The organism is Colwellia hornerae (genome assembly GCF_007954355.1).
In the GTDB taxonomy this organism is placed as follows: domain Bacteria; phylum Pseudomonadota; class Gammaproteobacteria; order Enterobacterales; family Alteromonadaceae; genus Colwellia_A; species Colwellia_A hornerae.
Genome location: NZ_VOLR01000015.1, coordinates 64,643 through 87,639, shown reverse-complemented (window position 1 = coordinate 87,639; position 22,997 = coordinate 64,643). Strand labels below are relative to the sequence as shown.

Sequence of the window (22,997 nt, the reverse complement as noted above, 5' to 3'; positions counted from 1 at the left end):
ATGCTGATATTTACCCTACGCCGCCTAAATTTATTTATTTTTACAATGTTTTTACTGACCTTGCTGTCTTTTAGTTTGAGTTTTTTGTTCCCCGGTGAGCAATTAATTAATATTTCTGGGCAAGTCAATGCGACACCTAAACAACTGATGGTTTTAGCTGAGCAGTATCAAACAGATAATAATATTGCTCAACAATATATTGCCTATATAAGTCATCTATTTCAGGGTGACTTAGGTATTTCAATGGCCAGCCAATTATCTATTAGTAACGAGATCATGAGCTTTTTACCGGCCACGATTGAACTCACCTTAGTCGCGCTTTTTATTGCCATGATCTTTGGTATTCCTATTGGCTTTATTGCTGCCATTAAACACCGTAAAGCCACCGATAATATTATTTTAACTGTCTCGATGCTGGGTTATTCAATTCCTGTTTTCTGGTTAGGCTTATTAGCCATTCTTGTTTTTTCTATCCAATTAGGTTGGCTGCCATCAGCAGGACAGCTTAGCTTAGTGTTTGAAATAGAACATGTTACTGGTATACAGTTTATAGATATTTTATTAAGTGACAGTCCTTATAAATGGCAAGCCTTTCAGGATGCCAGCGCGCATATATTTCTACCCGCTTGCGTTATTGCCCTTGCACCAGCGACCATCTTTGTGCGCTTAGCCCGTACGGCGATGATGGATGTGCTCGACAGCCAATACATACGTGCGGCTAAAGCAAAAGGGTTAAGCTTTAGGCAAATTATTTATCATCACGCGATACGAAATGCTATGGTGCACGTTATTCGTGATGTTGGTTTACAGTTTGCTAACTTAGTGACTATTGCCATGGTGACTGAAGTTATCTTTAGCTGGCCAGGTATTGGTCGATGGCTAATAGAAAGTATATTTCAGCGTGACCACACCTCAATTCAAGGTGGGCTGTTAGCGCTTTCTAGTTTTATTTTTATTGTGCATATTGTCATCGATTTTATCTATGCAGCACTTAACCCGTTAGCAAGAGAGAGTCGTAATGGCGCGTGATAAAATATATTTAGAGGAAGAGTTTCCCTCGCCATTACTGCAACTTTGGCATAATTTCAAAGTCACACCGGTAGTGATGATAGGTTTTAGCTGTTTTATCTTCTTAACGATTCTCGCGTTATTTGCACCGTTTATAACACCCTACACCTCGGTCGAAAATCACTTAGATTTTTTATTACTGCCGCCAGCATGGCACGAAGATGGTAATGTCAGCTTTTTATTGGGCACAGATAACTTAGGTCGTGACATGTTGTCTCGCTTAATGCACGGCACGTCACTGACCTTTGGCTTAAGCTTTGTCGTGGTGCTTATTTCTTTAGGTATTGGCGTTGTCATTGGCTCGGTATCTGCTTTAACATCAGGGATAAAATCGAGTTTTCTTAACCACTTTCTTGATGTAATTTTATCCATTCCTTCTTTATTATTGGCAATTGTTATTGTTGCTATTTTAGGGCCAGGGTTGAGCAATACCTTATGGGCAATTATCATCGTGCTTATCCCGCAGTTTGTCCATATAACCCGTAATGTCGTTACCCAAGAGTTCAGAAAAGACTATGTTCTGGCTTCTCGATTAGACGGTGCGAGTTCATTCAGAATTTTATATCACTCGGTTTTCCCCAATATTCTAGAGAAATTAATTAGCCAAGCAACGTTAGCCCAGTCGGCCGCGATACTCGACATTGCCGCATTAGGTTTTCTTGGACTAGGCGCACAAATACCCATGGCTGAATGGGGCGCGATGCTAAAAAATGGTATTGATTTATTCTATATTGCTCCGTGGACGGTTTACCTGCCCGGTTTAGCGATTCTTTTTGCCGTGGTGGCGACCAATTTAGTCGGTGAAGGTATGAGACACGCCCTTAAAATCAGTAAGGAAGCTTAATGAACCTTCTCGATATCAGAAATTTGTCTATTGTACTGAAATCAGCGACTAACCCTATTTTAGCGGTTGACCGCGTCAGTTTAACCATGAAAGAGGGTGAAGTTCGTGGTTTAGTGGGAGAGTCTGGCTCAGGAAAGTCTTTGTTGGCTCAAGCTATTATCGGCGTACTTGATGAAAAATGGCATGTCGATGCCGATAGGTTTCACTGGCGAGGTAAAGATTTGATGCGCTTATCTGTTGATGAGCGTAAAGCCATTATTTCAAAAGATGTCGCGATGATATTTCAAGAGCCAATGGCGTGCTTAGACCCAACAATGACTATAGGAATGCAACTTACCGAGGCGGTTGATGGTGAACAATTAACCGGCTATTTTTGGCAAAAGAACCAACAACGTAAAGAAACCGCCATTAGCCTATTACACAAAGTTGGTATTAAGCAGCATAAAATTTGTTTAAAAAAATACCCTCACCAGCTTAATGAAGCGTTATGCCAGCGAGTCATGATCGCCATGGCACTCGCCAAACGCCCTATCCTGTTAATTGCCGATGAGCCAACAGCAGCAATGGAAAGTACCAATCAGGGCCAAATTTTTCGTCTATTGGCCAGTTTAAATCAGCTAAAAAACATGTCGATATTGTTGATAAGTCATGATCTTGAGAATGTCACACATTGGACAAATACTATTACGGTGATGTACAGCGGACAATTTGTTGAAGCGGGTACTACCAAGCATATATTCGAACAACCTTTTCACCCTTACACCCGAGCACTGGTCGACAGTAGCCCAAAGTCGAATAGTGGCTTACCGGCAAAATCACGGTTAATGGCGCTGCCCGGCAGTATTCCTATTTTACAACATTTGCCGATAGGTTGCCGATTAGGACCAAGATGCCCCAGAGCTCAACAGGCCTGTGTTATTGCGCCTAAAGTAACAAACTATCATGGACATCAATTTAGTTGTCACTTCTCATTAAAGGGAAGTTATTAATATGCCCATATTATTGCAGGTCAACAACTTAAGTAAATCGTTTAGAATAGGCCGAAAATGGTTTAATCAAAAATATTTTACCGCACTCGAACCAATCTCATTTGAGGTACAAGCTCACCATACCTTGGCTATTGTTGGAGAAACTGGCTCTGGTAAATCAACCTTAGCAAAATTACTGGTTGGCGCTGAATTGCCTTCAACGGGCAGCATAAAACTTAACGGTCAAACATTACAACCAGGAGACTTCAAGCAAAGATGTCAGCATGTACGGATGATATTTCAAGACTCGGGTACAACATTAAACCCAAGCTTAACCATTGGGCAATTGCTTAATGAGCCTTTGCAGATCAATACCAAATTAAATGAAGAAGACCGCCATTGTTTAATTCGAGAAACATTACAAAAAGTGGGTTTGCTCGCTGAACATATGAATTTTTATCCACACATGTTTTCTGGTGGTCAAAAACAACGCATTTCATTAGCTAGGGCGATAATATTACAACCTCAGGTGATCATATTAGATGAGGCTTTAGCTTCACTCGACCCCTCGTTACGCTCGCAGATGATTAACTTGTTGCTCGATTTACAAGAACAAATGGGACTCGCTTATATTTTGATTTCGCATAACTTAGGTATTGTTAGGCATTTTAGCGATAAAATAATGGTTTTAAGTAAAGGACAAGTCGTAGAGATGGGCGATACGGCAAAAATTCTCAGTCGACCAAAACATCAATATACCAAAAAGCTTATCCTCAACCAAAGATTCCAACTATTACACCGCTAACAACTAACCTAATGGTTAGATCAATAAAGCCAGCATAATGCTGGCTTTATAAGCGTAAAAATGTAGTGAAACGCGGTACTTTATTTCTCAGCGCGTCCCATAAACTTACGTTCTTCGGTATTCACTTTGATTTTATCACCGATTGAAATATGTTCAGGTACTTGTACGGTTAAGCCCGTAGATAAAATCGCCGGCTTAGTACGAGCTGTTGCCGAACCGCCTTTAATTGATGGGTCAGTTTCAGTAATAACCAATTCAACACTCGGTGGTAAATCAATACCAACCGCAGCACCATCAACAATAATAATGGATAAACCTATGGTGTCTTCACAAATGAACAGAACTTCGTCGGCAATACTTTCTTTATTAAGGTTGTATGGCGTGTAGTCTTCATTGTCCATAAAGACATATTCATCACCGTCGATGTAAGAAAACATCGCCGGGCGTCGGCTTAAGTCAGCAAAGTTAAGCATATCTGAGTCTTTAAACGTCTCATCAATCTTACCGCCAGTGACAACATCGTACATACGCATACGGTATAAACTACCACCAGCGCGACCTTGAGGAACTGAACGCTCTATATCTCTTACAATAAATACTTTTCCGTTATGCTCTACCGCAGCATTTTTCTTTATATCACTGGCCTTTGGCATGGATAATAATTCCTAAAATTAAATGTTAGAGAAAAATAGCACGAACTTAACATGATGAAAATGTTTTAGTGTGCTAATTTTTCGGTTTTTATAACGTTATTCACTTTTTAAAATATAATCTAAACCACCCGTTATAGCAGCCACTTGCGCAAGGATGCAATTTTCATCATCAACTTTTGGGCTATCAGGATAAACTTCGGTGGTGGTCAGGTATGTAGCATTTGTTAAGCCCATACATAAACCTAAATCACGCGCAGCATAATTAATAACGCCTGGCTGTTCAAGTGGTACACCGATCAATTTACCGCTCTCGTCAGCGGGTGCTATATGAGTAATTTCTTCAACTGCATCAATAATGGCTTTTTGAAAGTCCGCTACGGGCTTAACGCTGTCGGCGACTAAATAAAAACCATCCGGTATTTGCCACTCTTTTTCTTCTATCGCGTCTCGAGCACAAAGTGCCGGTCGAAAGGTTGAATTATCGGTATCGGTCGTTTCGTGTAAATCGATATGGACAAAAATATCAGTCTGGAGCTCGGCAACATACTTCATTATCGCTGCTGATTCTTCGGCTGGGCTATGTTGATAAAAAGAACGATTAGGGTCTAGCGCTTTACAATTCCAACGGTTAACCGTTTCATAACCCCAAGGGCTAATACAAGGTGCAACAACAACATTAAAGTGTTCTGCGTATTTGCTCGCTTGTGTTTGGGCAAAGCGCAATGCACCTTGCACACCGCTGGTTTCATAACCATGAACACCACCGGTCACTAACACTGTTTTTTTATTGTCTTGCCAGTTTTTTGTTTTAATCACATACAAAGGATAACGACTTTCATCAAGTGATAATGCACCATACTGTTGAACGTCGAAATCTTCTTTTAACGCACTTATCTTTTCAAGCACTTCATCTTGATATGAACGTTGCACCGTTTGTGCTGCAAACCACTGAATATTTTCTTTTTCAGTCCATTTTTGGCCCGGCGTTCCAATAGGGTAATTTTCTACTTGATTCATTTAATTGTCTTTTGATATTTTAAATTAAGGTCAAGTTTACACGCACACCAAGACAACAGTTAGATCATTATCAATAAATACGCTGATTCGACCAGAAATAAGGACAAAGCTCAATAATCAGCTTTATCCTTTTAATTAAATGACTACTGCGGGCACTTAAACGGCGCGCTAGCCGCCTTATCTTCCACTAATCGAATATGGTTAATAGACAAATTAACCGCACCCGAGGTACTCAGTTCAAAAGGCACAGCAATTTTACTCAGTAGCAGACCTTTTTCAGCAAAGCAGTGCAAGCTAATAGCGACAGTTTGCCATTCGCCTTTTTTAGATACGGCTAATTGTGCTTGAATATTATAACTTGCCTGACAACTCGCACTATCACCAGTCGTTTCACAATTCATAGTGATATAAACGGGTGCGTTAATATCACTGTCTCTTTTTACTGAAAATGTTAAAGCGGCGTTCATTTGAAGCTCCTTAGAAAGATCTTCTCTAAAGCCGTTAGTGTTGATAAATTTAACACCCGCAGTTGCTGCACCTGTTGTCTTAAGGCGAAATGAATCTTCTTGAATATCTTTATCTACGGTTCGATAAAAAATTCCAGCAAGCGATTCACTACTCGACTCAATTTCAATATTTTGTTGTTGAGAAAATAATAACATTGACCAAGGCGCTATCGCTTTACCTAAGAAAACATCAGTAGTTAAATGCGTATTAAGCACGACAGTAGACTGCTCAGATAAGTCAGCTAATAAAATATCATCGTCTTGGTAAGTCAAACCATAGCCATATGAAAATAACGCTTGGTAGTCATCGTCAAAACGATTAACAATTTGTGTCGGTGATTTAGGCCATGAAAAAGACAATTTGCCGGTAAAGTCGTGTTGGACATTATCAGTTTGGCTTCTCAATAAAACATCAGCGATCGCCTTACCTTCTGAGCCCGGCAGCCAGGCAGCGACAAAAGCATTGCTGGCATTGAGTTCGGCATTGACCCATAGAGGTCGACCACTAATGAAAACTGCAACAACAGGTATCCCCTTTGCTTTGAATGAGTTAAGTAACGCTAAATCTTTCTTATCACCGCGTTGATACTCAAGGTTATCAATATCACCATGCCCTTCAGCATAAGGTTCTTCACCAAATACAACAATCGCCACATCGGGTTTGTTGGTGTAACTACCATCAACACTCAAGGTTACTTGACCACCTGCAGCACTAACTTGTTGTTCAATTCCTGAATAAATAGAAGAGCCACCAATAAAGTCTGCATTTTTATTACCGGTTCCTTGCCATGTAATACTCCAGCCCCCTGACTGTTTACCGATATTATCAGCGGCATCGCCCGCCACTAAAATATCTTGCTTAGGTGATAGAGGTAAGAGCTGCCCGTTGTTTTTTAACAGCACTAAGGATTCACGAACCGCCTGACGGGCAACTTCACGATGTGACTCGGCGCCCATTAAAGCGACGTTCCCCGATAAAACCCGCTTAGCAGGACTGGGTTTTTCAAAAAGTCCGGCGCGGACCTTTACCCGTAAAATACGCGTTACGGCATCATCAATACGCGACTGCAAAATATCGCCTTGCTTTACTTGTGCAATGATATTGTCATAAAGTGGTCGCCACGCTTGTGTTGGCACCATAAAAATATCTAAGCCTGCATTAACCGCCTGAGCGCAATTTTCTTTAATACAGCCTTTAACTTGTCCGTGACCATTCCAATCACCAACAACAAAGCCGTCAAATCCCATTCTATTTTTCAAGACATCGGTTAACAGATATTTATGACCATGCACTTTATCCCCATGCCAACTATTAAATGAAGCCATTACCGACTGAGCGCCAGCAGTTAAACCGCCAACATAACCTTGGGCATGCACAGTAAAGAGTTCTTGCTCGCTCGCAATATTATCACCTTGGTCATCGCCATCTTGCGTGCCGCCGTCACCGATAAAATGTTTAATGGAACTGATCACGCGTTTATCACCTAAAAAATCTTTATTAGCATGACCTTGTAAACCTTTGACGACTGCCGCTGAGTAGGTGCGAACAATTTCAGGGTCTTCTGAATACCCTTCATAACTTCTTCCCCACCGATCGTCTCGAACCACGGCAACGGTTGGAGCAAACACCCAATCAATACCGGTAACCATGACTTCGGTCGCGGTTATTTCTGCTATTTTTTCAATAAGCTTGGGGTTATTTGCTGCGCCCAAACCAATATTATGAGGAAAAAGCGTTGCCCCGATAACATTATTATGACCGTGCACCGCATCAGTGCCCCACATGGTTGGAATTGTTGAACCATCGAGTGAATCATCAATGGAGGCTTGATACATTTTTTCAGCCAATAAAACCCAATCAGCAGGCGTTGAATGCTTATTATTATTGGGGAAACCCCCACCACCATTTAAATAAGAGCCAAAACCATAAGTACGCATATCCTCGAGGGTAATATCGCGAATTTCAGGCTGGATCATTTGCGCCACTTTCTGTTGCAAGGTCATTTCGGCCAGTAAGTTAGCCACTTTTTGTTCGACTTGCGCATCTTTTTTAACGTCGCTTTCAAGCTTAGGCCAAATTTTATCAGCTTTATTGCTAGCAATCGCTTGTATCTCTTGCCCCGTTAAAGTTGAATTTTCAGCAGGGCTGCAACCAAGAGTCAATAAAGAAAGCGTAATAAGAAAGCAATTTTTTTTGTTAAGTGTTAAGTATTTGATTACGTTCATATTCATTATTTTGTTGTAACTACCTTGCTACCCTTCAAACCGTAAAAGACGATATAGACGTAACAAAACAAAGGTAAGATAAAAGCAAATTGCACACTGATACTATCCGCTAACAGGCCCTGTAATACTGGAATAATTGCGCCGCCGACAATCGCTAGACAAAGGATACCCGCTCCTTGGCTGGTATGTTTTTTAAGTCCACTTAACGCTAAGCTAAAAATAGTTGGAAACATAATAGAATTAAATAATCCGACTAAGAGTATTGCCCACATCGCTATGTTGCCAGTGCTTAAAATAGTAATGGCAATTAACATCACTGAACAGAGCGCATTAAAGGCTAAGGTTTTGCCGGCATCAACTTTTTGCATAACTGCAGCGCCAATAAAGCGCCCAACCATAGCTCCACCCCAATAATAAGTAAGATATTTTGCCGCTTGAGTTTCTTCTAAACCGGCGATGTCAGCTTCTCCTAAAAAGCTGACTAAAAAGCTGCCGATTGACACTTCAGCGCCAACATAAACAAAAATACCGATAGCACCCAGCACTAAGTGGCGATAATGCCATGGCGAGCCTTCAATTTTTTCACCTTCAACCACTTCGGCACTTTCAATATGTGGTAGCTTTAAAAAAGCAAAAATCGCAGCTAGCGCTAGCAAGGCTGCCATCAGTCCTAAATAAGGCAGTTGCACTGATTCAGCACTGTTTGCTGACATTGAACCCGTAACTTCATTTAAAATTAATAATGCGCCAAAATATGGTGCGATAGTTGTGCCTAATGAATTAAACGCTTGGGTCATGGTTAATCGTGACGAGGCGGTTTCTTTTTTGCCAAGTAAAGTTACATAAGGATTTGCAGAAACCTGCAAGACGGTAATGCCACTCGCCAAAACAAATAAAGCCGCCAAAAATACCGGATAGCTATGTAAAGAAGCGGCAGGATAAAACATTAAACAACCCAAGGCCGCAATCACTAAACCAACAACTATGCCCTTTTGATAGCCCATTTTTTCGACAAACCACCCGGCAGGTAGAGAAACCAGAAAGTAGGCGCCAAAAAAGCAAAACTGCACTAGCATAGACTGCGCGTAACTTAACGAAAAAATCGCCTTTAAATGGGGGATCAAAATGTCATTTAAGCAGGTGATAAAACCCCAGATAAAAAACAATGATGTCAATGAAATTAACGCAAAGCCGGTTGAGTTATCACCGCCGAGTCCATTAGATGAATTCGCCTGTACAGTTTTGCTTTGCTCTAAGGTAAAAGATGTTCCAGCCATTTGGTTAGATCCTATTGCTTAAAATATAAACATAAAGAATTTAGCCACTTAAGCTAGCAAGCGTGTTCTTTATATCACTTAAAATTGGTGTTTTTGATAACAAAATAAACTTTACTGAGCGTTGTTATTTAGCTATTTTCATTATCGTTTGGCCGTAAAAGCGCGAGGTTGCTTAACGGCCTACTGTCATTAATTTATCTTGATTGAAACGACTAATAGTTGCAATTTAAATGAGGTGTAGTGGGTATTGAACGCGTTAAAAGCGAATTTAAACAAGGCCGTAAGTTGAATCGATACCACAGCAGCAGATTAAACCTGTCAGACGGTTTAATCTGCTGCTGTGCTCTATTTAGATGATGTCAGTACTGTGCTGACAGCAAAGTGACTTTATATAATGATCAAAATAGTGTGTCGGTGTGTGTTAATTGACGGTTTAAATAGTCTCGTTGTTTACTAATTTTCAAAGCTTTAGGTTTCACTTTTTGTACTTGTTTGACAATTCTACTGACTGGCCAACCTAGTGCTAACAGTAATAAAGCAATAACAGTTCCTGTTCGCCCAGTACCGCCTTTACAATGAATAGCCACCACACCTTTGTTCTTCAATTCATCGACTATGCTGGTTTTATTTATTGCCCATTGCGCTTCAAAAGCACTACTCGGCGCTTCATCATCAACAATCGGCAATTGTAGCCAACTAAGCTGATGCTGGTGACAGAGTTCAGGTAAAGAAAGTACCTTGTTACTGGCCATTTCCTCAGTAAACATCAAGGTGATCAGCATAGAAACGCCCTGTTGCTTTAACTGCTTTACTGATTGTTCAAGGTTGACTAATTTAGTACCTGGACAAGGGGTAAATATTAACTGAGCACCGTTATCCAACGCTATCACTTCAAAAGGATGTTTATTCACTGAGTTACTTTCTTTTTATAAAGTTAATTGTCATTTATCTACAAAGCTTAAAGCTTAACACGCACTGTTTGTATAGCATTAGCGGCAATAGAGACTTGCGCATATTGACTGCCAATTTGTAATGAATAGTTTATTGGCGCTTTAGTGGTATTGAGTAACTGCACACTGACCAAACCATCATCATTAATCGCAGCGCTGGCGTGCAAGGCATCTTTATCTAGACCGTCTAACTGTTGATTAACCTGTAGTGCCGTATCACCGGGTCGAATGGTTTTACTAAATTGCGCGAGTACATAATAAATTGGGGTGTAGTAAACCTCACCTGTGTCAGTATCTATCATAATAGGTGCACCACAAAAGTTACCTACGTGATTAGGCCCACCCTGTTTATCGAGAACGATATTCCAATCTATCCAGCCCTCTAACCAATGATCTAAACTAACAATAATATTACGTGCGTATCTATGAACGGGTGTATATATCGGATGATCCTCAGGTTTAGGTGCCCAAGTTGCCGTGTATGCCCAGTCGGTCGCATTTTCATTCCACCAGAAATCATCATTTTTGAACCAGTTACTTTCTTTAAAGCGAACAGGATCTAAGATACCTTGTGGTGCATCTTTGCCTAAATCATCAATCGTGCCTTCGGTATGTATAATTGAAAACTCTGGAAATTTTTCATGAACCCGATCAAAGACCTCTTCATTAACTTGATTACTGCTCTCGTACCAATGAACTGCTGTGCCATAAACATATTCAGACGTTGCTTTGTCGCCTAATATTTCATCGGTCCAGTGCTCCATTTCATCACGATTTTGGTCATAAATAAGTAATTTAACGTCTTTATGTGCACTGGCTTTTAATTTTGGCCCTAAATGGTCCTTAATAAAACTACGTTGGGTTTTAGGTGTAAAATGCATACTTTCCCATTGACCACTGTTGCCATGCGGTTCATTTACTGGCGTTAGTGCCCAAAGTTCAATACCTTCTTGCTGATATGCATCAAGGTACTTAATAAGATAGTCTGCATAAGTAGCAACATACTGGGGTTTTAATTCGCCGCCCGTGCCTTGGTGATTATTTTCAGGCGTTGGCTTAACATAATAGTCTTCAATCGTTTTCATCCAAGGTGGCGCAGTCCATGCGGAAGCGACAATTTTTAAATCTTTGTCAACTTGTTGGTTTTTTATCGCGTAAGCTTGTTTTATCATCGGCAATAAATCAAATTGCTCATCTTTAATACCTGGGTAATGTTGAGCGCTAAAACCATCACTATCTACAGCGATACTAAACGAGGTTAAGTTAGTGTCATCTTTAACTTCAGCATATGAATAGCGCCCGTGCACAGCAAAGTCGGTTGCGCCAATATGGGTGCGTGCTATGGAAAAATTAGCGCCCTTTTCGCCGTAAATATTTTCCATTACCTCGGCTCGCTTATCTTTAGTTAAGTGGGCAAGCACAAAAGCGGAAGATTCAGTGAACGAAGTGCCAATACCAACTATCTTTTGTTTTTTAATATCTGGTCTTACAACAATAACCTTGCCCGTCGCTGTACCTTGTTGAAAGGTTAAGTTCTGCTGTGGCGCTATTTTATCACCAGCTTCACTAGTCAGTAATATTTCTTGGGTCATAGAAAGTTGGTAATTAATATCGGTAGTATTTTTATTCATTTGAGTTGCCTGATTTACCGGTGCACAACTCATTATGGTTAGAGAAGTGATTGTTATAATAAATAACTTATGAATGAATGTTTTTTCAATATTGTTCATTTTATAATACTCATGTCTAGCAGAAGGAAAAGAAAAAATTAACGCTTATCTAAGCGGTTATTTAGCTAAGATTAACTTACCGAACATACCGGCATCTATCCAACCACGGTCAGGCGCGCCACCTTCTGCAGACTCAGAGCCAATAAAATTCTCACGTAATTCACTGCCGTCGTTGTCGCAATAAGCCACCATAAGTCCCATCACTTTGCCCGCAAACAAGGTGACGGGTTTGTTAATGCTGCTTGAATCAGTTGTGTCTTGATACTCATCGTTATAAATATCTATGCTTAGTTCCCAAATAACCGTATTACCTTGTTGTTTCCAATAACTTTCAACATGATGTGAATAGTTCTGCGGTTTTTTGTTGGTTCCTATATCTATCGCTTGATTATCAAGAGACATATGGTAGGCAAGGGCATTGTGATTATATTGGTGATCACCACCAGAGAAGTCTTCATCAATAAAAATCTCTAAACAATCATCATCCCAATATTGGCTGAATGGGTTGCGATGGCTATCAATGAGAATGTCATCAACAATTTCAGCCATAATATATAATTTAGCTGGCGTCCACACCACTTTATAGCGGCCTTGAAAGTCTTCCTTTGAAAACTCAGGACCTAACCAACGTTGATCTAAATTCTGCCACTGTGCTAATTGCCAAACAGTTTCATTGGCAACACCGTCAACTTTTGGCGCTTTTTCAGCATGGGGTGCATAGTAATTAAGTCGATTAGCCGCGTGGCTATCAGCGGCATAGGAGGGCAATATCAATGCCATAAAAAAAATGGACGCAATAATTATCTGTTTAATACTTAACATTCAATATCCCTTAATTGACAATGATTGTTTACCCAAGTGAGTAACATCTACTGTTATATTAATCATCTAATGAGCGGCTATTTATAACAACCGTATTACGATAAAGGGGATTTGAGAAGCGGTAAGCTGGTCAATATAAGGTAATAACAAGATTACCATTATAGATGAAGTGTGATGTTGACCACTTATCGTCGTCAATATACTACATGTCAGTTAAAAAACTCTTGATCACTTCTCGGTAATTACGACTGACTTTAACTTGGTCATACTCACCTAACTTAAGAAAAAATTCACCTTTGGTATGAGGAATAACTTTTTGAATATAATTAAGATTAACAATGGTTGAACGATGCACGCGTTTAAACATTTCAGAGTCTAAATCTTCTAGCAAGTTTTTCAAGGTACAGCGTTTGATATGAGTAACCCCTTGCGCATGAACACAAACATAATCTCCTGCTGCGTCAACCCATTCAATGTCGGTTTGTTTTAACAAGGTTATATCGTCTCGGTCTTTAATGACGATTTTACGCTCAACTTTATCGGTATTAAGCTTAGGGAGACTCATACTTTGCGTGGCAGCACTCTCAGGATTTTTCCTTTCATTGATCGAATCTATCGCACTAATAATACGAGATTTATTTAAAGTATCTTCATCACTTTCACAACGGACCAACGCACGTTGAATGGCACGCTGAATACGTTCGTCATCAATAGGTTTAAGAATATAGTCAACGGCATGCACATCAAACGCGTCTAAAGCATATTGCTCAAATGCTGTGGTGAAAACCACCAGAGGGACAATATCAGATTGCAATTTTTTAATAACACCAAAACCATCAATGCCTGGCATCTGTATATCTAAAAAGAGTAAATCAGGCGCTAAAGCCATGGTCGCTTCAATCGCTTCTCGGCCATTTTTACATTCTGCAATAATTTCTATTTCAGGAATTTTATTTAACTTAGCACGTAAGAGATTAAGCGCTAAGGGCTCATCATCAACAATAATTGTTCTTAACTTAGTCATAAATTTAACTCACCGTCATTGAGTTTGGTACTGGCTAGCAGGTGTTATTTCATCAAGCGTTTCAAAAGGCAGCTTAATGATAGTTTTCAAACCACCTGATGGGATAATATTAAGGCTAAATACGTAGTCATCTGCATATAACACTTTAAGTCTTTCATCTATATTACGCAAGCCGACACCTCGACTCCTTTTTCCTTTCATTTTACTACCATCAACCGCTGTTCCAGAGCCGGTATCACTTAATTCTAATACCAACATTTCATCAACAACATCAGCCCATAAAGTGATAGTGCCACCCTCTTCATTTTGCGCGATAACATGTTTCATTGAGTTTTCAATAATAGGTTGTATTAATAAACTTGGTATTAAGGCTAATTTTGCTTCATCAGAAATTCTAAAATCTAATTTAAGTCGCTCGCCAAACCGGGTTTTTTCTATTTCTAAATATAAGTTAAGGGCGATAATTTCAAATTCTAACGCTATTTTAGTATCGGGGTTATTATCCAATGAATAACGTAAAAACTTACTTAGCTGAACGGTCATCAGTTGAGCTTTCTCAGGAGCCTCACATTCAATCAGAGAATTAATGGCATTGAGCGTGTTACAAAGAAAATGAGGATTTAGTTGATAACGTAACATTTTTATTTTTGCATCTCGCGCCACAGATTGCGCATTCACCCTTTTTAATTGCTCTTCTTTCGCTTCAGCTGCTTTTGAAAGCAACATTTTATGCTCAAATTGCAATAATTGGTAATAGCGAATACCATGAAAAAAACCGGTCCAACAAAAGAAAATAAAGATACTACTAAAATACCAGCCGCCAAACTCGTCCCAATTACCGTCAGAACTGGTCAGTTCTATATAGAGTTCGACTCGTATAAGTGTCCAAATAAAGGAAATACAAATCACTGAAATGATGCTTATCAGCACTCGGATAAAAATAGGTGAATTCCAACACCTCATAAAAACCCAATAAAGTGGCAATGAGCAGAAGATACCAACAACAGACTGCCAAAAAGTGTGACTTAGGTGCTCGACATCGATTTGAACATACCAAAGTGTTAGCGAAATCAGACTAATTAATGAAACGAAAGACCAAAAGCAGATTTGTAAAACCCAAAATAGATACTCTGGCTTTTTTGAAATTAATTTATTGAAACGTAATAATGGGTTGTCAGACATATTTGCTCCGAAATCATCTGATATTATACTACCCGTTCCGGTGCTAATGGTCGAATAAAAACTTCCCTACTATCGTTACTAAAGACCGTTTCATCTCATCGAGGTAAAAAACCGCTCAATTTAACCACATAGGTAGCGCACCTGACCGAGAGTTTATTATCAATAAAAAGTATGTGTTGGTATTTAAGTAAAAGGATCGTCTTTATTTAATCCACTGAATATATTAGCTATATTTAAAAACAGCTGAATTATTGTTATTTTAAATGGTGAGATTACCGGGATATGTTAAGCTCAAGCAAATTGAGAGCGAAAGTATATTAAAACCTTATTTAAAGGCTTCTATGCTCAAATCGCCGCAACAGCAAAGTTTGTAGAAAACTTGCACATAGGATCTATTTAATGAGATTTTTGACCACCCTTTCTATCCGATCTAAATTGGTTATAGCCATGCTAATGGCCGTTATCATATCGACCAGTATTGTCGGCTTTGTCGGTCACTCAAAAGCCAAAGAACTCCTCATTTCTAGACTGCAACAATCTGATTTACCTAACCTACTGCTGCGCGTTCGTAATGCCGTTGATGGCGAAATTTCTGAAATGAAAGTGTTAACAAAATCAATTGCCACTAACCCTTTTCTACTTGATTGGATAGGATCTGGTGCCAGCAAAGATAATGAAGCTAACGTTATTAATATGCTAAGTAACATCGCTAAAGATAACAATTTGAGTAATGCCTCCTTTGCCGATCGAAAAACAGCTAAATATTGGAACCAAGATGGCTTTCTCCGTGTACTTAAAAATGACAGTCTTGATGGTTGGTTTTTTGCGTTCACCAATGGTAATAAACAAGAGTCGGCAAGTACTTACGCTTACCCAAACGGTAATGTAGATGTTTTTATCAACTATCAACAACTTAATGGACGAGGTGTCTCTGGATTATCCAAATCATTTAATGACATGGTTAATTACCTAAACAGCTTTAAGATTGAAGAGTCGGGCTTTGTATATCTTGTTGATCACTCGGGTTTGGTAAAAATTCACCAAGATAAAGCAAAAAGTGAAAAGGCGAACCTTGCTGATATATATAAAGATATAAATTTTCAAACACTGTTATCAAAAGAACAATTTGCTTTTCAAGAAACAGAAAGTTTAATTGTGGCGACAAGCTATATCTCAAGTTTGGGTTGGTATGTCGTTGCAGAGGTGCCAAAAGCTGAATTGTACTTAGCGTTGAACGAGTCACGAAATTATATGTTGATTTGGTTTGTTATTATCGTTGTGGTATTTATTTTTATCAGTATCGTATTTGCAAAAAGTTTAACGCAACCTATCAATGATCTTGCTGGATTATTTAAAGCCTTGGGTGATGGCGAAGGTGATCTTAGTTACCGACTCAATGAAAGCGGTAGTGAGGAAGTCTCACGTTTGGCTCATGGTTTTAACACTTTTATCAGTAAAATACACTCGGTGGTTAATGATGTCGCTAAAACATCAAAAGATGTCCGCCAAGCATCATTAGATGTTTCTCAAGATGCAGAGCAGTCAAAACTCGATGCTGAAGATCAGCGTGATATCGCCACACAAGTTGCAACCGCCATTAGTGAAATGGGTTCAACCATTACAGAAATTGCAGCAAACGCCGCACATGCGGCTGACTCGACGAGTGAAGCGATAACCCAAGCTAAAAATGCACAAGTTGTTGTTAAAGAATCAACTGAGAATATTTACCAGATGGCACAAAAAATGGATTCAGTCTCTGTCACTATTGAATCTTTAGCGAATAAGAGTAATGCCATTAGTAGTGTGCTTGATGTTATACGAGGAATTTCAGAACAAACAAATTTGCTGGCCTTAAATGCCGCTATTGAGGCTGCTCGTGCAGGCGAACAAGGTCGTGGTTTTGCTGTGGTCGCTGATGAAGTACGAAATTTGGCAAAGCGCACCAGCGAGTCAACCGATGAAATTAATAAAATGATCAACCTCTTACAGTCTGAGTCTCAGCGAGCCGTTGATAGCGTAAGAGAAAGTAAAGCGACCGCCGAAATTGGCGCTACTGATGCTCAACAAACAACCGAGGCACTTAATGAAATTGTTGCTAATATTCAACTCATTTCAGATCTAAACACTCAAGTGGCCACGGCAACAGAAGAGCAAGCAGCCGTTGTCGGTGAAATTAATATTCATGTACATACGATTAGTGATAGTACAGAAAATAGTGCGCAAATATCAACCCGTATAGCCTCTTCAAGTGAGTCTCTCACCGCGATGGCAATGAGCCTTGATAGCTTAGTGAAACGCTTTAAAATATAAAAAAAGGTTAATCGATTGGGTCAATAAGCGGATTTTAATCTTTAAATTAGGCCAATAAAATAAAACCCAACGACTTTGAGCGAGCAATATTTGCTGACAAAATCCTTGGGTTATTACTTTTATCGATTGTTAAACGTTAAGGAAAACTAAGCAACCGCATTGTTTTTGTTAATGTTTATAACCTTATTTGGATAAATATCTTTCATCACTAACTTAGGCGTACGGTCGACTTTAAAGAGTCCCCAATGTTTTTCAGGTTCTAATTTATCTGGAGATCCTTTCCATGGTTCATCAAAGGCTTCAAAAACAAAGGTCAGAATTTTTTCTTCTGTCGTCCAAGCAAGCAGCTGCTGATAATATTCTGCCTGTAGCGCTTCGTTAGCATTCCAAGGCTCTATGCCCCGTCCATTTGATGCCGTTGTCCAGCCAGCTTCGGTGATGATCACCGGTTTGTCAGGATAATGATGGGCAACACTGTAATAATTTTGTTTGGTATACTCGAGTGCATCTTCCATGGTTCTGTATTCCCAGGCGGGATAAGTATGAATGGAAATAAAATCTAGTTCAGCAACCAAAGGCTCAAGTTTATAAGTCCAAGGGACATAATTTTCACAAAAAGTGACCGGTTGATGAATTTCTTTTTTTATTTGTTTTACATAGTTTACTAAACTATCGACAGGTACCATATGGTCTGTCCATTCGACACTTGCTTCATTGCCGACAGAAACTGAAAATACGATGTCGTCAAACTTTTTGGTCAGCGCGATCATACTATGAATTTCATCACAATTTTTCTGGCGATTAGCATTAATAACTTCTTGGCTAAAATCGGCACCCCAAGGGCAATTAGGATTACTCATTTCTGCTGCCATATCGACACCCAGCATCACCTTAAAATGTAACTTTTCAGTATTGATAACATCGAGAACAAGTTCGGCGTGTGGTCCACAATCGTAAAGTCGCAGGTAGCGCCAGTTTTCTTGCAAAATAAGTAAGTCTTCTTTAACTTCATTATAACTTGGGTAAAGACCTTCTCTTGGGTTTTGCCCGTCACGATAGCCCGAATAACAAATAGCGTTTTCATGAACCAACTTCATCGAACTAATGGTTGCGACTTTATCACTGTGATTTTTAAACATATTTTAATTTCCCGTTTTTATCCCAAAGGCCCCAATGCGCGCCAACACCGCCTTCATCTTTAACTTTCCAAACCTCATCAAATGATGAAAAATAGAAGACCGCTATATGCTCTTCTTCTGCCCACTGATAAGTACCTAAAAAGTACTTAATGGCGTTTTCATAAGATGGTACAGCACCCCACTCTGCTGGACCTTCGTTCGGCCAGCCAGTTTCAGTGATAATAACTTTTTTACCCTTACCAGCTTTAATTGCACGGCGATACATGTCTTTCATGTAGAGGATGGAGTACTCAAGGGCACAGCCTTCCCAAAAAGGATAACAATTCGCTAAGATCAAGTCGCAGGCATCGGTAACATTAGGATGTTCTTCAAATTCATAGTAAGCGTCTACATAGCCCACTTCGATACCCGGTAATGCTGCTTTGACACGATTTATGTAAGCGATTAATTGCGCTTCGGTTAAATCTTCACGCAGTAATACCTCATTGCCAACGGCAACAATATCGGCATAGCCTTGCTGCGCAACTGCTATCAGATTATTAATCTCTTTTTCATTATTTTCTAAATCATCATCTAACCACGCACCCACTAAGGTTTTTAGGCCTTGCTGCTTGGCTATCTTGGGGATATTTTCATTACCATCAGTACAAGAAAAAGAACGGATCCAGTTAATGTTGGGGGAAATAACCGCCAAACGTGCCGATATCTGTGCTTCACTTATAATAGTACCAGGCCCTTGTCCTTCGGTATAAGGGCTAAAGGAAATACCATGAATTTTATTATCAAGTACCCCAGTAACGGCACTTTGTAAGTCTTCTCGAGAAGAATGACCAAGATTCATTCCAGCCAATGACATATGCTTATTGTATTTACTCGACATGCTCGTCTCCGATATCCATCGTTATATAATTGACGGGGTATTAACACCCCGTCTTTAATCGAACCACCAAAAAATTTATGCTAAATAATGCTTAGTAGAATAAGTTATCGGTTGATATCGTTAGGGTTAATTGCTGTATTTGACCGCTTCTAAGAAACAGCTCATTACTCTCTTTAGCAGGTAGACACAACGCTGAGAATGTTTGCGGTTTACCTTCTTTATAGGTCACTGTTAACGAAGGTTCGACTTCATCGTTAAGCTGGTAAATAATTGGCACCTGACACCAAGTAAATGCGAGTCCCATTGCTGGCACCGTTATTTCTTGCCAATTTTTGTTAACATCTAGGTAGCGAAATGGCTTGGCTTGCTGAATAAATTCACATGATTGCAACAAGCTTGGTTCAAACGAGACAACACCGGCGTTAACGCGAAGACCTAACTCGCCAAAACGTGAAAGTATTTCTTCTTTCACTTGCCCTGTCATACCCGGTTGTTGCGCACCCGAATGTTTAGGGGTATGAGAGTAAGGGTCCATTGGAAATGCCCCGTATTCAAGGGGTGTTTTGTTAAAACCAATACCGTCACGAACTCGATAGTATAAACTGGCAATTTGTCGCCTTACCTCGTCACTTTCGCCTTGCTCAACACAGCTAAAAAAGTTTTCTTCTACCGCTAACATCAACTTAGAAACCATGTGCCAATAGATACAGCCCAAACCTTCAAAACCAAACATGCCGCCAGAGCGACCAGTAAAAGCTTGATGATTAAAGGTTTGCTCATAAAGGTTAAATATCGCGGTTTTATCAGTTGTCAGTGCGCCAGGATATTCTTGACTAAGCTCTGTTAATTTATCTTGTAGAACATTGCTATTAGTCATATCAGCATTGAAACGATATTGACCATCAATATCTTGCAAAATGATGCGTTCATCAGCCTGTTTAAGCATCTGTTGCAACGAAGTATTTTCTTGTACCTGCTGGGCATTAACACAATTTTTTTCTAAAAAGCTTGGCAGTTTTCTGTCGGGGTAAAGCATAAAGCTTTTTTGATCGGGGCGATAAACATCACTGGCAAAAAGCGCTTCGAGTACATCAACCACTTGCTTTGGTTTAAGTGCACCAGAACTTAAGGCTGCAACTTGCCCTTCAAGCATCGGGTACAAATTTTTCACTGTAGAGGTCTTATTTTCTAGGCTCAATAAATTATAAGCGTTATATAAGCCGTCGGCGCGTTCGTTGGTGTCAATCGTATGTTCAATCGTTTGTAAGGCATCACTTAACATTGAACTGATCTGACTGATCTGCTGATGCGTCTTACCACTAAAACCTTCTTGGCGATAAATAGCTTGACGGTAATGGCTTGCGGCCATGCCTAGTTCGGCAGTACTTTGGTAGCGTACCTCAACCGTTACTGGCTCAGGCGTTAACGTTGAAACTAAATTATTTAATGCCGTTGCCGTCTCAGTCAACCATACGTTAACTTCAACAGACAGCTCAATATCTTGCGTTTCATTAGCAATTAACTCTTGGAAAAAACAAACATAACGACGCAAGTAACATAAAGTCACCATAGATAAACCTTGCCCAACTAAGGCATTGTTTGCATCATTCCATTCGGGCCTTTGGGTATTTAACCAAATGCCGCCATCAACCACTAAATTACCGAGTTTAGATAACAAGGGCACTAATAATTTTTCCAGCAAGTTAACTTGATAAACGTCACCCTGTGAGTCGAGTACCAGTTTACCATCAGCGCCTATTTTCTTAACACGTTGTTCAATGTTAAGCGCGAGCGATTCATCATAGGTAACGGTGCTTTTAGCATCTTTAACCAAGTCATCAAATGACTTAATGCGATAAGGGACATTGGCATAACTGAAAAGTGTTTGGCGTAGCATCGCCGTCAATTTTTCTGGGTGAAATTGCTTAGACAGCTCGAGCATCTTTTGCAAGTAAATAATTTGATGATCACCCCAATAGCCAATATAACTCCATGGATCATCAGGCTCTTCTACTTCCCAGTCGATGCCTTCTTTGGTGATTCTATAAGGATTGTAACCATCCATCGTTGAGGCATTAACAAACTTGGCAACAACACTTTCAATAAATTGCGGGTAGCTATACGTTAAGGCTTCCCAGTTTTGAAAAATATCTCGCCAATTTCCTTGATAAGTTAACAAACGCTTATTGTTTTCATCAACCAATTTAATCGCAAACTGGTTCCATGGACGACTCGGATCGCCATGACGACGACCAAATGAAATCGGCAGGTATTCAGAAGTTAAGCGCTCAAGTTGGCTATCGCCAGAGGCTTTAATTTCTGTCAGTAATTCCGCAAAATCTAACTTTTGTGGCAAACTATCTAACAGCGCTTGATTACGTTGATAAACCTTGTGGTTAAATAAATTAATCGTCTTGGTAAAGTCATCTGCAGAGATCATATATTGATCGTCAAAAATACCACCACGCAAGGCATTAAATAAAACATTGGCATAATGATGCTCAGCAACGCTCTCTTCACCGGTTAATTGAAAACCATCAACACAAGCCATAATACGTGCTAGTGCATCAGAGCCATTCGCTATAGAATCGTTGATATCTTCGTCAAGTTTATTTCGTTCGCCTAGCTGACGACGCAAGACAACAGATTGACCTTGAGTCTGCTCAACATTAGCAATAAATTGCCACTTTTTATCACTGCGCGGCTTAAGTTCAAGGGTGGTATGCACTAAAAATGCACCACGAATACCCCGTTTTGTTGTTTCTTGTTCAACCTGCTCGCCACGTCGAAAAGCGCTTAATTGCTCAGATGAGAGTAAAATATCGGTGTTATCTAAACCCAGGCAAAAGACCGTATTGGCTTTTAATGACTCACAAGGCTCTGCTCTATCGGTGATCCCCGAAAACAAAGTAAAAAAGGCAAGACCTGAACTTTCATCTAGCTCAGTCCACTTATAGGCATCAACTAAATTGCTTGAATTTGTCTGGGTAAAACGCGGTGTACCTGCAGGTAAAACATTCTGAAAACCATCAATAATTTCAACACTTAAAGGTTTATCTGATAAGTTCTCTAATTCACATTTTCTTACAAAACCATAGGTGTCGCTGGTTGCCCAGGTATAGCGAAAGGCTAACTGCAAATCATGATGAATTTCTTCAAAACACAGTTTATTGCCTAATACGTTTTTGTATAAGTTTCTGGTGATATTAAAACGAAGTTCATGTTCACGATTGAAGGGTTCCCAATCAACCTTTTCACTACCTGTGTCAGCCCGTAGCAGGGTTTTACAACCGGTATTTAACTCACTTTCATGAATTTTATCTACGGTGACATAAGGAAATAAAGGCGTCTCTGGCGATACTCGACCCGCGGTCAAGCCGCCCGTCGATGAAACAAATAACCAATGGTCACTATTAGAGATAACGCTAACAAAAAAAGGAGCCATCTTATTAACATTGTTGATGGCATAAAAGCGTTCGTCAGCGATAGTGACAAATTCACCAGTCACTTGATTGTTGTTATTACATATTTTCATTTTTAATTCCTACCTAAACTCAAGGTACTATGCTGTTCTAAATAATTGAATAAATTGATAG

17 protein-coding genes are annotated in these 22,997 nt (G+C 39.7%); 5 read left to right on the top strand and 12 right to left on the bottom strand.

The genetic code is table 11. From position 1 onward, the window contains the following. From ESZ26_RS11865 to ESZ26_RS11850, 4 genes are read left to right on the top strand one after another with little or no spacing between them, the layout of a single operon-like run. The gene (locus tag ESZ26_RS11865) at nt 1-1,029 is read left to right on the top strand and encodes an ABC transporter permease (protein WP_146799725.1); all 1,029 of its coding nucleotides are present in this window, start codon (nt 1-3) and stop codon (nt 1,027-1,029) included. Then, nucleotides 1,019-1,912 carry an ABC transporter permease subunit gene (locus ESZ26_RS11860; protein ID WP_146799724.1) on the top strand — a complete coding sequence of 298 codons (894 nt, stop codon included), beginning with the start codon at nt 1,019-1,021 and terminating at the stop codon, nt 1,910-1,912. Before ESZ26_RS11865 ends, ESZ26_RS11860 begins: the two co-directional genes overlap by 11 nt. Continuing rightward, nucleotides 1,912-2,901 carry a peptide ABC transporter ATP-binding protein gene (locus ESZ26_RS11855; RefSeq protein ID WP_070374109.1) on the top strand — a complete coding sequence of 330 codons (990 nt, stop codon included), beginning with the start codon at nt 1,912-1,914 and terminating at the stop codon, nt 2,899-2,901. Before ESZ26_RS11860 ends, ESZ26_RS11855 begins: the two co-directional genes overlap by 1 nt. Before the next feature lies 1 nt (nt 2,902). Further along, nucleotides 2,903-3,685, top strand: a complete 783-nt coding sequence (locus ESZ26_RS11850; protein WP_190278402.1) for a peptide ABC transporter ATP-binding protein — start codon at nt 2,903-2,905, stop codon at nt 3,683-3,685. An 80-nt stretch (nt 3,686-3,765) separates the two neighbouring features. Here ESZ26_RS11850 and efpL read toward each other — a convergent pair whose 3' ends face one another. From efpL to ESZ26_RS11805, 9 genes are all read right to left on the bottom strand, one after another. After that, nucleotides 3,766-4,338: an elongation factor P-like protein EfpL gene (gene efpL / locus ESZ26_RS11845; protein ID WP_146799722.1), complete on the bottom strand. Its 573-nt coding sequence runs from the start codon at nt 4,336-4,338 to the stop codon at nt 3,766-3,768. Between the two features lie 96 nt (nt 4,339-4,434). Beyond that, nucleotides 4,435-5,355: a M14 family metallopeptidase gene (locus tag ESZ26_RS11840; protein ID WP_146799721.1), complete on the bottom strand. Its 921-nt coding sequence runs from the start codon at nt 5,353-5,355 to the stop codon at nt 4,435-4,437. 143 nt (nt 5,356-5,498) lie between these two features. Further along, on the bottom strand, nt 5,499-8,093 hold the full coding sequence (locus tag ESZ26_RS11835; RefSeq protein ID WP_223813311.1) for a glycoside hydrolase family 3 protein: 2,595 nt from the start codon (nt 8,091-8,093) through the stop codon (nt 5,499-5,501). Then, entirely contained in the window at nt 8,093-9,364 is a 1,272-nt protein-coding gene (locus ESZ26_RS11830) for a sugar MFS transporter (protein WP_146799720.1), read from the bottom strand. Before ESZ26_RS11830 ends, ESZ26_RS11835 begins: the two co-directional genes overlap by 1 nt. Nucleotides 9,365-9,762: 398 nt before the next feature. Further along, entirely contained in the window at nt 9,763-10,275 is a 513-nt protein-coding gene (locus ESZ26_RS11825) for a phosphatase domain-containing protein (protein WP_146799719.1), read from the bottom strand. A 47-nt stretch (nt 10,276-10,322) separates the two neighbouring features. Further along, nucleotides 10,323-11,945, bottom strand: coding sequence for a glycoside hydrolase family 30 protein (locus ESZ26_RS11820; protein WP_223271633.1), 1,623 nt, complete (start codon nt 11,943-11,945; stop codon nt 10,323-10,325). A 156-nt stretch (nt 11,946-12,101) separates the two neighbouring features. Further along, nucleotides 12,102-12,866 (bottom strand): sugar-binding protein, encoded by a 765-nt coding sequence (locus ESZ26_RS11815; protein ID WP_146799717.1) that lies wholly within the window; start codon nt 12,864-12,866, stop codon nt 12,102-12,104. A 202-nt stretch (nt 12,867-13,068) separates the two neighbouring features. Then, the gene (locus tag ESZ26_RS11810) at nt 13,069-13,890 is read right to left on the bottom strand and encodes a LytR/AlgR family response regulator transcription factor (RefSeq protein WP_146799716.1); all 822 of its coding nucleotides are present in this window, start codon (nt 13,888-13,890) and stop codon (nt 13,069-13,071) included. A gap of 15 nt (nt 13,891-13,905) precedes the next feature. Beyond that, a complete protein-coding gene (locus ESZ26_RS11805) occupies nt 13,906-15,072 on the bottom strand; it encodes a sensor histidine kinase (RefSeq protein ID WP_190278401.1) in 1,167 nt (388 codons plus the stop codon). Between the two features lie 399 nt (nt 15,073-15,471). Between ESZ26_RS11805 and ESZ26_RS11800 the strand changes: the two genes are divergently transcribed. After that, nucleotides 15,472-17,382 (top strand): methyl-accepting chemotaxis protein, encoded by a 1,911-nt coding sequence (locus ESZ26_RS11800; protein ID WP_146799715.1) that lies wholly within the window; start codon nt 15,472-15,474, stop codon nt 17,380-17,382. Between the two features lie 146 nt (nt 17,383-17,528). On the opposite strand, the gene ESZ26_RS11795 is transcribed toward ESZ26_RS11800, so the two are convergent. The 3 genes from ESZ26_RS11795 to ESZ26_RS11785 form a co-directional block, all read right to left on the bottom strand. Next, nucleotides 17,529-18,521 carry a glycoside hydrolase family 17 protein gene (locus ESZ26_RS11795; RefSeq protein WP_211361225.1) on the bottom strand — a complete coding sequence of 331 codons (993 nt, stop codon included), beginning with the start codon at nt 18,519-18,521 and terminating at the stop codon, nt 17,529-17,531. After that, entirely contained in the window at nt 18,514-19,401 is an 888-nt protein-coding gene (locus tag ESZ26_RS11790) for a glycoside hydrolase family 17 protein (RefSeq protein ID WP_146799714.1), read from the bottom strand. Before ESZ26_RS11790 ends, ESZ26_RS11795 begins: the two co-directional genes overlap by 8 nt. Nucleotides 19,402-19,492: 91 nt before the next feature. Beyond that, a complete protein-coding gene (locus ESZ26_RS11785) occupies nt 19,493-22,936 on the bottom strand; it encodes a hypothetical protein (protein ID WP_146799713.1) in 3,444 nt (1,147 codons plus the stop codon). Nucleotides 22,937-22,997 lie beyond the last annotated feature (61 nt).